The sequence below is a fragment of the Methanobacterium petrolearium genome (genome assembly GCF_017873625.1).
Classification (GTDB): domain Archaea; phylum Methanobacteriota; class Methanobacteria; order Methanobacteriales; family Methanobacteriaceae; genus Methanobacterium; species Methanobacterium petrolearium.
Genome location: NZ_JAGGKL010000010.1, coordinates 1 through 15,000, shown reverse-complemented (window position 1 = coordinate 15,000; position 15,000 = coordinate 1). Strand labels below are relative to the sequence as shown.

Genomic DNA, 15,000 nt, shown 5'->3' with positions numbered 1-15,000 from the left:
AAAAAACTAACCCTAAAACTAAAAAAATTTTTTTAACAAAAAAATCTACAAAAAACCTCAACTTCAAATAAAAAAAAATAAGGGTTTCTACAAAGCCTTAAATTATTTAAAAATTGAATATTATTAGATTATGATTCTTTAAAATTTGTAAATTTAGATAAAAGCTCAATAAACTTCTCCTGTTCTTTAGATGTTAAATTAGACATATGTTCTTCGATATAATCTGATAATTTCTTTTCATGTTCCTTTATCCATCTTTTTCCTTTTTCAGTAGGTTCAACGTAAATATTACGTTTATCATGTTCACCTTTTTTACGCTGGACATATCCTTTTTTTTCAAGGTTATCCACATATCCTGAAGCAGTACTTTTAGAAATATCATAAATTTCAGATATGTCTCTCATTCTTATTTTTCTAATATGCGATGTATAAAGTATTGAAATTGAAATCATGGAAAGTTCATTCTTTTTACCTTTCTGTAATCCCATCATTTCATTTATAGCGCCGTGTATTAATGAAAGAGATTGTTGTACTCTTAATATATAAGAACCCATATAGTTAGATTACACGAACAAAAATAAAAATTTAATGATTTGAATTTAATATCAATAATTGTCAGTCATGGATATTTCTAGCATTAAAATAGCTGAAAAGGAACAACAGCACCAGTAAAGATTGAATTACCAATTGAGGAATAATATTCTCAAAACTTATAAGTTGTGAAGTCAAAGCAAATAAATTATTGGCCATTAATACTAAAATCACCGGGAAAACTGTAATAATTAAAACTTCTTTTCGTTCTAAGGGCTTTCTATCTGCCCAAAGTAGCAGCATGGTCCATCCTAACATGAGTGGAGCACCAACCCATAAAGCATAGTTGAGTACTGGTGTTGAATCTAATATATTCAGCCCATTAAAAGTGCTCCAGAATCCAGGAAACAACATTGAAATTCCAACAATTCCATCTATTATTGCACCCGTCCAAAAACTTATTCTTAAAAGGATTATTTTATTTTTTGTTTGCATTTTATCACAATAGTTCGTATAAGCGAACTATAATAAAAATGTTTCGGTTACCCTAACCAATATCAAGAATCATTTAAAATTATATCAATTATACAAAGTATATTCTATAGAAATTCAAAACTAAATGCAAGATATTAGGAAAAACGCCATCAATCGAATGGATAAAATTATAAAACCACGTCTAATGTTTATCTTTTCGTGAAACCAATTTTAACTTCTGAAAAAGAGGCCATTGAAGACACGATTGCTTCGACTGAATATGCCGAAAAAGTTAGTGTTGATAAAAGATATTAATAGACTTTATTCCTTATTTGATGCTTTCTGCTTATTCGAACTACCCTCTGATGAAGTTCCTGTTGATATTTACGTGAAGGGGCAAATGAACTACCAAAAATAGCCCTTGTCTTCGTTACAAGTTCTGGGAAATGTTCTGCTAAAACTTTATAGTAACGAGTTTTGCAGTCCTGGGGTCCTTCACCAAAAAGTGTCAGGCCACTGGCCATGATAAAATCAGCACCATATTCCTTTGTTTTCCTGATCATCTCATCTAAACGTTCTTCAGAATCTGAAAGGAAAGGTAAAAGAGGCATGCATATTGCTCCCACTCTAAAACCTTCTTCTTTACATTTTTTCATGGTTTCCAATCGCTCATGTGGAGAAGGAGCACCTGGTTCAAATATTCTGGCAAGATCTTCATCAGTAGTAGAGAAAGAAAATGAGATTACCACCCCTGTATCTGTTTTTCCTTCAAGTTCCCGTGGTATAATAGCTTTTTCACCAATTTTTTTAAGTATATCCAGATCCCTCAGTACCAGTGGTGAACGTGTAAGCAGGTGAACTGGGAAGTGAAACCTTAAAATGATCATCAAAAGTTCCCTGGTTATTTTCAAATCCTTTTCCACGGGTAAATATGGATCAGTAGCTGATCCAAAAGCTATGAAACCATATTCCTTCTTACGAGCCCTGTTTTTTAGCTGCTTCAACAGCACCTCTGATGCATTTATTTTAACTGCCAGACCGGGAACCTGATGCTCACCATACTTACTTCCCCGAGTGTAACAGTAAACACAGTTAAAAGAACATCCAGAGTAGGGATTGATTGAGTAACCTGACAAAAACCAATCATCAACATACTTCTGCTTGTTTAAAACTGACTTGACCTTTATTTTTCTTACCAGTTCTCTCACCTATCTTTGAACTTCTCTCACCTTAAATGTAGAAAACAGATTCCATTCACGAAACTCTTACTACAAGAATATATTAATCGGATTCTATAACTTTAACCACATGAACAATCAGCAACCCCTTGAAAACCTGCTACCAGAAATCAGAAAAAAAGCCCTTAAAAAGTTAGATGCAAGACCTCCCAGCCAACTGGCTGCCAGTTGGTCTGGAGAAGACCTGTTGTACTCTGGACCTGGAAAAACTATTTTCATTGTCCTGCCCACTCCAGGATGTGCCTGGGCACTTTCCGGTTCAGGGGGTTGCAGTATGTGCAGTTACATTGCTGACTCCCCACTTCAAGAAGTTTCAACAGAAGAACTGGTGGAGATCTTCAAAAACGAGTTTGAAAGACAGATTAAAAAACAAGCCATTGATGGACCAACTGCCATTAAGATCTTTGTTTCCGGTAGTTTCCTTAACAGAGAAGAAGTATCTGAAGAGGCTCAGAAAGAAATTTTCAAGATCCTTACTGAATATTCCGATATTGAAGAAGTTATAGTTGAATCCCGACCAGAATACGTTAATGAAGAAGTTTTAAAGAGTTGTTGTTCATTGATTCCCGATAAAATATTTGAAGTAGCCATGGGACTGGAAAGTGCAGATGATAACATCCGCCTTAACAGAATAAATAAAGGATTCACACGAAAAGACTTCGAAAAAGCTGTGGCCACCATTAAAAAAATGAAATCTGATTTTAAAATCCAGTCGAAGGCGTATTTACTGGTGAAACCTGTTTTAACCTCAGAAAGGGAGGCAATTGACGATGCAGTTAAATCGGCAGAATATGCGGAGGAAGTTGGAGTTGGCAGGATTTCTTTCTGCCCATCTACCATCCATAAAGGGACTTTAATGGAGATTTTATGGAGACGGGGTTCTTATCAGCCCCCCTGGATCTGGACTACTCTGGAAATAATTCATAGGGTGAGGAGTTCAGTTAAAATTCCGGTGATAATGGATACTGCTGGTTTTGGAACACGCAGAGGACCCTACAATTGTAAAAAATGTAATTCAAAATTGAAAGATGCTATTATTGCCTCCAATATCAACCAGACTATCCCTCCAGAAACAGAATGTGAATGTAAAGCAAGATGGGAAGCGGATGTTAACTTTTCGGATGTGACAAGATCCGCCACTAATCTCTTAAAAAACCATTAAAAAGGAATGTTTTAAGTGGATTGATCATGCAATTACTATTTTAACAATATTAAAAACCCAAAACATAATCCAGATAAAAAAATAGGCTGTATCTGAGTTTTAATTCTCCTGATTAAGAAAAATAACTAGTTTTTTTCAGTAAATTCGACTAAATTAATCACATAGTTTCCATTATTTTTAATTATGACACTAAAGAACCAAATTATGACCGGATCGGAGTGGATGAACCATATATTGGTAAATTTATTGTTAGTCTTGAAAACCCATACAAAAACCTCATATAAAACATATCCTGTTTGATAATGGTTATATATTCTGATAAAATGAGACCAACAGCTAATTTTTTGAAAATATCATGGAGCTTGAAGAAATCCAAAAAAAGAGATTAACCATCACCAAATCAGAAGAATTTAGTAATAACCTTCTGAATTACAAAATGATAGGTTAAAATAATTTAAAATCTAATAATAATTAGAAAAATATTAATATAAAAAAAATAAAAACGATATGTAGAATAATATTATAAATAAAATTTTTGCCTGTTGTGAGGGGGAATATTGGCCAGAATTTTAGTAGATATTAGCAATGATGAGACCATTGAATTGATACCTATCCTTCAATCTATAGGTCATGAAGTATTCTGCATAGAATCAAATGATAAAACATCTAAAAATGCAAAAAATGATCTTTTTTTAAAAAATATTGAATTTGACAATCCGGGCATTACACTGGGTGAAATTACTTCTAAAAATTTTAAGTCAGATATTCCCATTATTCCAGTAATCAATTTAACTGAAAGTCCTGATTATCCTACTTTAAAAGATGTTTTAAAAAGTGCACCTTATGGTTATATCCTTAAACATTATGATAAGCCCCATAATATTAATGAATTAAAATTTACCATTAACATGGCACTTTACAAACGGAAAACTGAAAATGAAGAGGATAATGAAAATTTAGAGGATGATTTTACAAACAAAAAGACTAAAAAAGCACTCCGAGAGAGTGAAGAAAAATTTCGCACTTTCATCCAGCAATCATTAGATGGCATCATCCTGTTAGATGAACAGGGACATATAATTGAATGGAATAAAGGGAATGAACTGATTACTGGTATTAAAAGAGATGATGTGATTGGTAAAGCATATTGGCAGGTTAAATATGATCTGGCACCATCAGAACGCCACACCCCTCAACGCTTAGAACGTATCAAAAAACTCCAGTTTGAAGCTTTGAAAACCGGGAAAGCCCCATTTCTAGGTAAAATCCACAAAACTGAAATTATGACACCAGATGGAAAACTTAGATACGTAGAACAACTGGCATTTCCCATAAGAACCAACAAAGGATACAGGATAGGCTATGTTACCCGTGACGTTACCCAACGTAAACAAATAGAAGAAGCATTGGAAAAAAGGATTGTTGCTCTCAGCAGACCCCTGGATAATGGGGAAGAAATAGGTTTCCATGAACTTTTTAATCTAAAAGAAATCCAGGAGATACAGGATCTCTTTGCAGAAGCTACAGGTGTGGCTTCCATCATCACCCAACCCGATGGCACACCAATCACCCAACCAAGTAAATTTCATCGTTTATGCAAGGATATCATAAGAAAAACAGAGATAGGTCGTGCCAACTGCTTTAAATCCGACGCCATCATCGGTAAACACCATCCAGAAGGACCCATAATCAGACCATGCCTTAGCAGTGGATTATGGGATGCCGGTGCCAGTATCACTGTTGGAGGTAAACATATCGCCAATTGGTTGATCGGCCAAGTCCGTAATGAAGCACAAAACGAGGATGAGATGAGAGATTATGCCCGTGAAATAGGGGTAGATGAAGAAGAATACATTGAAGCATTCCGTGAAGTTCCAGTTATGTCCAAATCCCATCTTGAACATATTGCTCGCTCCCTTTTTGCTTTTGCCAACCAATTATCCGCCATGGCCTATCAAAATGTTCAGCAAGCCCGTTTCATCACTGAAAGGGAAAATGCTGAGCAAAATCTTGAAAAATCCATTCATGAGAAAGAAATAATCAATCAAGTGGTAATGCAACTCGTAAAAGAGACTAACACCAACAATATCTATTCAATTATTGGAAGATCTGTGAAAAAACTTCTACCTGATTCTTATGTAATTATCAGCAAATTAGAACATGATGGGAATAATATTCATATAATAGAATCTTTTGGCCTGGAAAAATACCTGGAAAAATTAGAAAGTATTCTAAAAATAGATCTATACAAAATGAAGTTCCCCCTGGATGAGATGAATGAAGAAGATCTCAAGATAAACCGGACAGGTACATTAACCGAAGCAAAAAATGGTATTTATAATTTAACGAACCAAAAAATCCCACTACCCATTTGTAAGACCCTGGAAAAACTATTACATATTGGAAAAGTTTATACTGTTGGTTTTTCAGGGGATGGTGAAAATTTCGGGGCTTTAACAATCGTACTTATTAATGACAGCCACTTGGAACATAAAAAAACCATAGAAACAATTGCATATCAGGCATCCATAGCATTACAACGTTCAATCGTGGAAAAAACAATCAAAGAATCATTGAAGGAAAAAAAAGTTCTTTTAAGAGAGATTCACCACCGGGTTAAAAATAACATGCAGATAATTTCCAGCCTTCTGAACTTGCAAAGTCAGCATGTGGATGAACCAGAAACACAGGATGTTTTAAAAGAAAGTCAAGGACGGGTGCGATCCATGGCCATGATACATGAAACCCTCTACCAATCACCCAGTCTTACCCGGATCGATTTTAAAGATTACATTGAAAAACTCACATCCTATCTATTTTACACTTACGGTGTGCAGGAGGGTACAATTGAAAATATTCTTGAAGTTAAGGGTGTGAAAATGAATATTGACACTGCCATACCCTGTGGTCTTATCATTAACGAACTGGTAACCAACAGTTTGAAATATGCATTCCCAGAATCTGAAAGGAATATCAAAAAAATGATCAAAATAGAGCTTAACCAGATAAACGATCATTTTAAACTGCATGTATTGGATAATGGAGTGGGGTTACCCTCACATATCCAGCCAGAAAATACAGAAACTCTTGGCCTGCGATTGGTGAATAATTTAGTAAAACAGATTGAAGGTACTCTTAAAATAGATAAAACTCCTGGAACAAAATATACCATACTTTTTAAGGAATTAACTTATAAAGAGAGAATATGAAATAATTATTTTCCCATTCCAATATTTTAAATAATTTTGTAACCAAAAAAAATTGGAAAAGAGAAAGTAAAATAAAAATTGGAAAATAGTTCTATAATCCTAAATCTTCTATATCCTAAATGAATCCCAATGGTTTCAATTTACAGTGCCCCTCAATACAGGAGTGTTGGGTTTTCATGGTCTTTAACATCTTTAACTCCTTCTTTTTCCAGTTTATCACAGACTTCCATTAAATCTGCTAAGAACATTTCAACCAAGTCCCTGCCAAAATTCTCTTTAACAACTATTCGCAAAACTGCAACATCCTCTGCATCCTTAGGAAGGGTGTAGGCAGGTACTATCCATCCTTTTTCCCTGAGTTTGTCGGATACTTGGAATACTGAGTAATCCGCATCTTTTAATGTCACTGCCACCAAGGGTATAATTATATTTTTATTTATAAGTTCAAATTTGCCTGATTTTTTAAGTTCATTGGCTAGATATAATGTGTTTTTGAACATGTTCTTCATTATGTCAGCATAACCCTTTTTACCCAGTCTGATGAGATTATAGTACTGGGCGATTATGGTGTTACTCCCCTTGGAGAAGTTAAGGGAGTAATTTGGCATTAATCCACCTAAATAGTTAATGTCAAAGATTAAATCATCAGGTAAGTCTGATTTGTCTTTAAAGATCACCCATCCTACTCCAGGGTATACTAAACCATATTTATGTCCCGATGCATTGATGGATTTCACCTGTTCCAGTCTGAAATCCCATTCCATATCCGGAAAGATGAATGGCGCTACAAACCCTCCACTGGCACCATCAACATGCATGGGAATGTCCCAGCCTTTAGATTTTTTTATTTCAACTAACACGTCATTTATTTCTTTAATAGGATCCATTTGGCCGGTGAAAGTGGTTCCAATCACTGCACCCACGGCTATGGTGTTTTCATCAATTTCTTGAGCCACATCCTCTGCACTTATGGTATAAACATCATCTTTTAGTGGAATGAGCTTTAATTCTACATCAAAATATTTGGCAAACTTCTCCCATACCGTGTGCACATCTGCCCCCATCACAATGTTAGGTTTGTCAGTTGGCTTACCTTCCTTCTCCCTACGTTTCCTCCAGGTCCATTTATGGGCTAAAAGTCCAAGCATAATAGCCTCTGATGATCCTATGGTTGCTGTTCCCACACACTTGCAGTCCTGAGGAGCATTAAACAACCGTGCGAGCATGTTAACCACCCTATCCTGGATTTTGGAAGTTTGAGGGTATTCATCGTTATCCACATAGTTTTTACCCACACTGCCCATGATTAGCTGGTCTGCTTCGGGCTCCATCCAAGTTGTTACAAAACTGGCCAGATTTAAAACTGGATTCCCATCCAAATTCAATTCTTCATTTATGAGTTGATATGCGGCTTTTGCAGGCATGCCCTCTTCAGGGATCTCATATTTTGGGATGCTTTCACTGAAGTATCGGCTTCCGTAGGTGGTAGTATACTCCCTCTCAGATTTTTTCATCTTCCCCAGATCTCTCTTTTCAGATAACATGATTTCCTTCTCCAACCCTCTTTTTTTATCATATTTAATATGAAATTTATGATGTTTTAAATTTATTAAAAATATAGGAATATCTAACTAAAAATAAGGATATAGGTTAAGTAATTAGAGTGAGAGTGAATCCATGCCTAAATGTAATGAGTGTAAATTTTATGAATCTGTGGATGAAAAAAAAGGAAACTGTTTTGGAAAGGAAGTACCTGGAGATATGGATACTGATAAATGTCCAGTTGACGCTTTCAGACCAAAATGATTAATTAAGGAAATAAATTTAGGAAATGTGCTATGATAGGAATTATCATATACGTATGTGTACTTTATCCTCTTTTTTGACATGAATATTTAGTGTTTTGTACTACCAATATGTCTTTCAACTGAAGAAAAAGAACATCTAATCGAATGGAAAGTTTCCATTAGCTTAGCTTATTTTTTTTATTTTTTGTCAGATGAAATACGATTAAATATCCATTTTATAAAAAGTTAAATAGCACTTTATTGATTATTGATATGAGGATAGGTTGGATGAAGAATGATGCGAGTACAGGACAATTAATTGTTGGTTCTTTCTGTATAATTTTCGCTTTATTTTTTTATCATCTGATGCACGATTCGTTTCTTATTCTTTTAGGCATAATTGGCATCATACTAATAATAACAGGCTTAAATGAGAATAAAGGATATAGAAATAGAATAATTCCCCTGATTATATTGTTCGTATTCTGTGGGATACTAATATATCTGGTTTTCATTTTTCCATTTTCCAGACCTGAAAAACAAATTACCATAATTTTGATATTTGTACTACCTATTGTCCTATTTGGAGTGCCTTTTTATACGAGCTGGGGAAAAATTTCTAATTTTAAAAAAGGCGTTAAAATGGTTGAGAGTGGCAAATACAAAGAAGCATCCGATTATTTTAACGAAATTTTGAAAAAAGACCATGACAACCCTCTCGCCTGGGCCGGCAAAGCAGTTGCCCTTCAAAAGCTTGGTAAATCTGAAGAAGCGTTTTACTCTATAAAAAATGCTTTAGATTTGAAATATAAGACTGAAATTAAAATATTTAGTTTATCAAAACTGTTAATCAACGCTATGGTATATAATACAGCTGGTTTAGTTTACGCTGAAGATGGAAACTACCAAAAAGCATTGGATTATTTCGATAAAGCACTAGAATTAAAACCAGAATTATATGCTGCTTGGAATGGGAAGGGGGTTGCTTTGAGTAATTTAGGCAAAGATGAAGAAGCACTGAAATGTTACAATAAAAACCTTAAATATAACCCTAAATCAGCTGTTACATTGAACAATAAAGGTGATGTACTCAAAAAGCTGGGAAAATATTCAGAAGCAATTGAATACGTTGATAAGGGTTTAAAAGTCGATCCTAAACTTCCGATGCTCTGGCTTACTAAAGGAGAAATATTTATGTGCTTAAATAAGAATGAAGAAGCTTTAAAATATATCGATAAAGCTTTGGAATTGGATCCTGATTTTGAAGCTGCTAAAAAGGTTAAAGAAGAAATTTTATCTTTAAAGGTAAAATAAAATGGTGATACAATTGGAGAAACTATCAAAAATTTTAATAATAATCCTACTGATTATTGTGGTCGCGGGCGCGGGGTTTGTTTTTTTTTACGTAACAACGATTGGATTTCCCATCCAGAAGAGTGACGTCTTTATACCCACAATTTCTGAAGAAAACGCTTCAACATATAAAGCATCTTGTACCGAACTGAACATATCTCAAGTCTTTGAAAATCCCAAATCATTAATTGGAACTAAAGTTAAGGTGAAAGGTGAACTACTGCAAAAACAAGAAAATTTTGATAATACTACATTTATTCATCTTAAAGTCCCTGATCTTTATCCCAATCCCTATATAGTAGTTACATATTCAAGTAAGATACCCTATAACGAAGGCGACAGTCTAGATATTTATGGAGTATATGATTATCCTGTTTTAATTGGGAAGGATGAGACTTCACGTATAACAGTTCCATCCATTAAGGGGGCCTACATAGAAAAAGTCTAAAACATACAATCTAAACTTTTTACAGTCAATTTTAGATGCTGTAGGTGGAATTATTGAAACCCTAATTTCTGATGTTTTTTTATTTAGATTATGGAGATGGAAATGAGATGATAAATTGGAAATATTGTATTATGGGGGTAGCTTTGGTTGTGGTACTTGGAATGATTTTTAAAATGATGTTTGAGTATGGTGTTTTTATAGGTATTTTTATTCCAGGGGTAATTGTGGGATATCTTGTAAATAACGGATATAAAAATGGAGCTAAAAATGGAATTATCACAGGATTGATGGGTGGATTTATACTGGGAATTTTAATCTTTATTACAATTGATTTTAATCTACCACCATTTCCTGCTGTAGTATATTACATTTTGGTGTATGCACTACTCGAGGCGGCTACTTCAGCAATTTTAGCTGCTTTAGGTGGAATCTTTGGGTCCCTAATAATGGAGAAAATATAATTCATTTATTTTATTTATTCAAAGAGGTTGACACAGCATACACTATTTTTTACCATGAAATACAACATAATATACCATTTAATTCTAACAAAAGAATATACTGATATCGTTTGCAAAACCAATTTACCCTATTTAAATCTAAAATAAAGCCATTAAAATACTTAAAAATTTAGGATGTGAATTTTCTGATAGGAATAAGCGCTGATTTTGACCCTGTCCACTTAGGACACGTGGATCTCATACAAAAGGCCCGTGAAGTTGCCGATGCCAAAGGAACAGAAGTGGTTATATACCTTAACAAAGGCTACAGTGCCAACCATGCCCCCTTTTTTGCCAGTTTCGAGGCCAGGAGCAGGATGGCCCTGGAAGCCGGGGCAAACCGCATCGTACCCATTGAAGGCCTACACCACCGACTGACCATGGCCTACACCGTCCCCATAAGGATTGCTATGATGATCCAGGATGGAGTTACTGATTATGTTGACGCGGCTGAAGTTAATCCCAAAAAAATAAAAAGATATGCATCTGGCTTTATCAAAAAAGGAATATTCAGTGGCATTCCCCGCAGTCTACCCAACCGGAATGTGATCAGGTGGTATGCAGTGAATGAATTTCTCTACCAGCGTTTCGGTAAAAAGATGAAATTTCACTTTATACAGGAAGGAAAAGTTGATGGTGAAAAGATCTCTGGCAGATTGATACGCAGAGAAATCCTGGAAAACAATCTACAGATACCTGGAAGTGTGAACAAAGTTTTACCCGAATCAACAGTGCGTATTTTAGAAGAAGAAATAGAAAAAGGTGAAATCCCAGGAACAAGGAACCTTGACGTTCTCCTGAAGCGTTTAAACACCAGTTCCCGTCATCAACTCCTGAACACTGCCCATTTAAATGCAGCTGCTGTGGAACATATCATCCAGGGTCGATGGTACCAGGCAGAAAATCAGGTTTGGGCCTCCCTGCGCCAGGCTGGTTACGGTCCAGTGCTTAGTCGGCTGGCACTTAGCTGCGTGGAGGAAGATGTAACACGCAAAGAGATCTACGAACTTATTAAAAACTACGAAAAACAGGGAATCATACCCCCTGACCAGACCATGGAACGTGTTATTGAACGGGATTGGTATGTTGCCTCTATGGTTGAGAAGGGACTGACCAGTTCAGAAGCCCATGAAAAGTTCCAGGAAGGATCCAGAACCAGAGATGAACCCCTCTACAGTTTTGATGCTGGCTTGCACTTGAGGAGTTTTGAATTGTCCTCTTTAAATGAGGGGATGGAAGCACATCTTTATGTGGATAAGAGAGGTGTCCTGGCATGTGAGTTAAAACCCCCTGGCCGTAAAGTGAAAAGCCCTCTCAAGTTACCTGGAAAAATGGCCACATACTTGCGATTGTTGGTGGATTCACAGATTATTCCACTTCAAGGTGAACTTGTAAAGAGAAAAAGAGGGTTTAGAATTAGATTAAAAGTAGGGTAAACTAAAAGAGGGGAAAATATAGTATGAAAACTATTTTATTAAACTAATAATCAAACTATGCCTATAAATCATCGGAAATCTTTTCATGGTGGGCTTCATGATGTTCCACCACTGGGCAGGTCCAATCTGGACAGAATGTCATCACCAGTTTACCCTCATCAGTGACTATATAAAGCCTCCAACACTTATTTTCATAAGTTTTGAAGGAACATTCCACCACTTTTCTGCCATTAAGCTTATCCAGTTGTTCTTGGCATTCTTCAGCCTGCATTTCACCATTCATAACACATCAGTCCATTGAAAGGATATCTAAATCTATAAAGGCCAATGATCTCGAATATGCAGGATGTGAATAACTAAATTACAATATTTTATCCAAGTGAATATATGATCATAATCCTATTTATTTATTATCATGAGATGTTAGAAGACTTTTCTTCACTATTCGCCTTTATAATCAACTTCTCGAAACATTTCCCGATAATCTGCGGGTTTTTTCCTTATTATCCCAGTTCTAGCAGGCAGTAGGTGGAAGAACTCACAAGCGGCACGTATCATCAGAGGATCCTCATAATATGATAAGAACTCCAAAACCTCGTCCATCTCCTGCGCACGCCTTTTAGCATGGAAAGCACTACTTTTAATGCGGGAAGTGGCTGATTCCTGGAAAAACGGCCCTTCAGTTTGATTTAAATAGCCTAAAAGAACTTCATCAACATCCATCTGGTAAGCTGCGTAGAGCGTCTCAAAAAGGAGGGCAGAAACACCCTTAGTGTATGCACTGCGAAGCATTTTCAAAGCAGATGCCTGACCTATCTCCAGACCAATGACCTCAATATTCATACCATACTGGTTAAGTTCAGCAAAAATCTCTGCACCGGGACCTGATGCTATTATGGGTGTTTTTAATCCGTTTTTTATACCACCCATCATGGCAGCGTCAGTGGTTTTACCAGGGCTAACGTAACTAAGGGCTTCTTTAACCGTGGATGGTGATACGTTATTTAAATCCGCATAAACTCCTTTAAAATTTTTGCCAACTTCTTTTGCCACGTGAACTGCCTGATCAGGGACTACTGTGGATAACAAGACATCTGAAGATTCAACAACCTCTTGAAAAGTTAGAAGTAATTCAACACCTGCTGATTTTGCCAGATCCACTGTTTTAGGACTTCTTCCCTCAACACAGGTTAAAACTTCGACACCCTGATCTAATAGTCCCCTTGATAAGGTTGATGCTACTTCTCCAAATCCTATGAAACCTACTTTCATTTAATCATCACCTTCCACTCATCCCATCCCACTGTATTTAATAAAATCACATCCATTAAAAAAACACCATACATGCTTGTAAAAAAAATTATAAGAATCCTATTAACATGTACAAACCCGCCAGAGCAATTATCACGCCTGAAATTATTCTAATCCAGTCTGAATATTTTATTATGGCTTTAAGATCTATTTTTGACATTAAAAATGCCAGGATGAGTATAGTTAATGAGAATCCTCCTGCGAAAAGAGCCATGTTAACAATACTGTAATTTATATCTCCAGTTGATGCACTGTAAGTGGCAACTGCAACAACATAAGGACCGAAACATGGTGCCCATGCCAGGCAGGTTAAAAACCCCATTAAAAATGATCCTAAAACTCCTTTCTGAGATTCAGTTACTGTTGAAGGTGCTGTTGGGATGTTGAAAAGTTTTTTGTTGGCAATGAAAAGTATTCCAATTACCACCAGGATCAGTGCTGCTGCGATTCTAAAATACAACAGATAATGATTTATGGCAACGGTGAAAATTGCAGTAAGGGTGGTTATAACAGCAAACAGTAAGAAAAATCCCAGACTAAATGCAACTATCTCCATATTCGTTCTTTTGAGGATGGAAAATCCTACAACAACTGGTATGAGTGGTAGAACGCAGGGTGATATAATTGATGCTATTCCTGCTAAAAAAGATAGTAAATAACCAGTTTCCATTTTATCTCCTGAACCATCCCTAACTAGCGAAGTACCTAAACTATATGATTTCTAATGAATTGATGAAATTTTGATGAGATTCTGATTAAATTCCATTAAATCCAATTAATATTCACATCTGGTACATCTGGTAAATTTTTAAGGTAATTAATCTGTTAAATCTGATCTAAAAGTTGTTCTGGAGTTTGATAACCAATGATCCTGTTTATTTCATTACCATCAGAATCCAGTATCACCATGGTAGGGAGACTGTAGGCTTGGTACTGTGAACTTAGATCGGGATTATCATCTACATTAACCTTAACTAACACATAATTTTGCGTTAATTTTTCCTCAACTTGCGGATCAGTGTAGGTTTCTTCATCCATTTGTTTACAATAGGAACACCAGTCTGCATGAAAATCCACAAATATGTTTTTATCTGTGTTTTTTGCTTCTTGCATGGCCTGATTTAGATCTGTACCCCATTTAAGGGATGATGTTGTGTTTGTTTCCGTTTCATTGTCTGTTAAACCAGGAAAAGTTAATGCCACAACTACCAATGCCACTAAAATGGCAGATATTCCTATGATATATTTATCCATGTTTTATCCTTCTTTTTATGATTTAATATACTTTTTCTAATACAAAATTAAGACAATAGAAATCAATTTTAGATTGATATATTTTTAAATTGGGAAATATTGTCTTATATTTTTAATAATCTCTTATTATGGCGGTGGTATTGATTTTATGAAATTTTACCTGATTTAATCCACGGATTTTAATATATGGGGTTGGTGAATGGGTTATGGGGATATTATCTTTACTAGAGCATTCTACTTGAACTGAGGTCTTCTTTTACTATGTTTAGTACGGTTTGGGTGTAGGTTCTCTGCACG

15 protein-coding genes are annotated in these 15,000 nt (G+C 35.5%); 7 read left to right on the top strand and 8 right to left on the bottom strand.

Features of this window, described 5'->3' with window-relative positions; all coding sequences use genetic code 11:
- Positions 1–128: 128 nt before the first annotated feature.
- The 3 genes from J2743_RS09605 to J2743_RS09595 form a co-directional block, all read right to left on the bottom strand.
- Positions 129–488: a MarR family winged helix-turn-helix transcriptional regulator gene (locus tag J2743_RS09605; RefSeq protein ID WP_209626647.1), complete on the bottom strand. Its 360-nt coding sequence runs from the start codon at positions 486–488 to the stop codon at positions 129–131.
- A 127-nt stretch (positions 489–615) separates the two neighbouring features.
- Entirely contained in the window at positions 616–1,026 is a 411-nt protein-coding gene (locus tag J2743_RS09600; protein ID WP_209626645.1) for a hypothetical protein, read from the bottom strand.
- 290 nt (positions 1,027–1,316) lie between these two features.
- On the bottom strand, positions 1,317–2,213 hold the full coding sequence (locus J2743_RS09595; protein ID WP_209626642.1) for an SPL family radical SAM protein: 897 nt from the start codon (positions 2,211–2,213) through the stop codon (positions 1,317–1,319).
- A gap of 100 nt (positions 2,214–2,313) precedes the next feature.
- Here J2743_RS09595 and J2743_RS09590 point away from each other — a divergent pair, with 100 nt between their 5' ends.
- Together J2743_RS09590 and J2743_RS09585 are read left to right on the top strand one after the other, a co-directional pair.
- Complete coding sequence (locus J2743_RS09590; protein WP_209626640.1) at positions 2,314–3,405, top strand: archaeosine biosynthesis radical SAM protein RaSEA; 1,092 nt, start codon at positions 2,314–2,316, stop codon at positions 3,403–3,405.
- Between the two features lie 557 nt (positions 3,406–3,962).
- The gene (locus J2743_RS09585; RefSeq protein WP_209626637.1) at positions 3,963–6,614 is read left to right on the top strand and encodes a PocR ligand-binding domain-containing protein; all 2,652 of its coding nucleotides are present in this window, start codon (positions 3,963–3,965) and stop codon (positions 6,612–6,614) included.
- Positions 6,615–6,766: 152 nt separating this feature from the next.
- Here J2743_RS09585 and gad read toward each other — a convergent pair whose 3' ends face one another.
- Positions 6,767–8,158, bottom strand: a complete 1,392-nt coding sequence (gene gad, locus J2743_RS09580) for a glutamate decarboxylase (protein ID WP_209626635.1) — start codon at positions 8,156–8,158, stop codon at positions 6,767–6,769.
- Positions 8,159–8,291: 133 nt separating this feature from the next.
- Here gad and J2743_RS12165 point away from each other — a divergent pair, with 133 nt between their 5' ends.
- The 5 genes from J2743_RS12165 (at position 8,292) to J2743_RS09560 (ending at position 12,138) form a co-directional block, all read left to right on the top strand.
- Positions 8,292–8,420, top strand: coding sequence for a hypothetical protein (locus tag J2743_RS12165; protein WP_280904705.1), 129 nt, complete (start codon positions 8,292–8,294; stop codon positions 8,418–8,420).
- A 269-nt stretch (positions 8,421–8,689) separates the two neighbouring features.
- Positions 8,690–9,715: a tetratricopeptide repeat protein gene (locus tag J2743_RS09575; protein WP_209626633.1), complete on the top strand. Its 1,026-nt coding sequence runs from the start codon at positions 8,690–8,692 to the stop codon at positions 9,713–9,715.
- Positions 9,716–9,728: 13 nt separating this feature from the next.
- Positions 9,729–10,202: a hypothetical protein gene (locus J2743_RS09570; protein WP_209626631.1), complete on the top strand. Its 474-nt coding sequence runs from the start codon at positions 9,729–9,731 to the stop codon at positions 10,200–10,202.
- A 71-nt stretch (positions 10,203–10,273) separates the two neighbouring features.
- Positions 10,274–10,663, top strand: a complete 390-nt coding sequence (locus tag J2743_RS09565; protein ID WP_342451646.1) for a DUF5518 domain-containing protein — start codon at positions 10,274–10,276, stop codon at positions 10,661–10,663.
- A 176-nt stretch (positions 10,664–10,839) separates the two neighbouring features.
- Positions 10,840–12,138: a cytidyltransferase gene (locus J2743_RS09560; protein ID WP_342451645.1), complete on the top strand. Its 1,299-nt coding sequence runs from the start codon at positions 10,840–10,842 to the stop codon at positions 12,136–12,138.
- A 61-nt stretch (positions 12,139–12,199) separates the two neighbouring features.
- Here J2743_RS09560 and J2743_RS09555 read toward each other — a convergent pair whose 3' ends face one another.
- The 4 genes from J2743_RS09555 to J2743_RS09540 all read right to left on the bottom strand — a co-directional run bounded on the left by J2743_RS09555 (position 12,200) and on the right by J2743_RS09540 (position 14,703).
- On the bottom strand, positions 12,200–12,409 hold the full coding sequence (locus J2743_RS09555) for a hypothetical protein (protein ID WP_245248218.1): 210 nt from the start codon (positions 12,407–12,409) through the stop codon (positions 12,200–12,202).
- A 170-nt stretch (positions 12,410–12,579) separates the two neighbouring features.
- Positions 12,580–13,410: an NAD(P)-dependent oxidoreductase gene (locus tag J2743_RS09550; protein WP_209626624.1), complete on the bottom strand. Its 831-nt coding sequence runs from the start codon at positions 13,408–13,410 to the stop codon at positions 12,580–12,582.
- Between the two features lie 88 nt (positions 13,411–13,498).
- Positions 13,499–14,119 (bottom strand): cytochrome c biogenesis CcdA family protein, encoded by a 621-nt coding sequence (locus tag J2743_RS09545; RefSeq protein WP_209626622.1) that lies wholly within the window; start codon positions 14,117–14,119, stop codon positions 13,499–13,501.
- Between the two features lie 155 nt (positions 14,120–14,274).
- The gene (locus J2743_RS09540; protein ID WP_209626620.1) at positions 14,275–14,703 is read right to left on the bottom strand and encodes a thioredoxin family protein; all 429 of its coding nucleotides are present in this window, start codon (positions 14,701–14,703) and stop codon (positions 14,275–14,277) included.
- Positions 14,704–15,000: the final 297 nt, after the last annotated feature.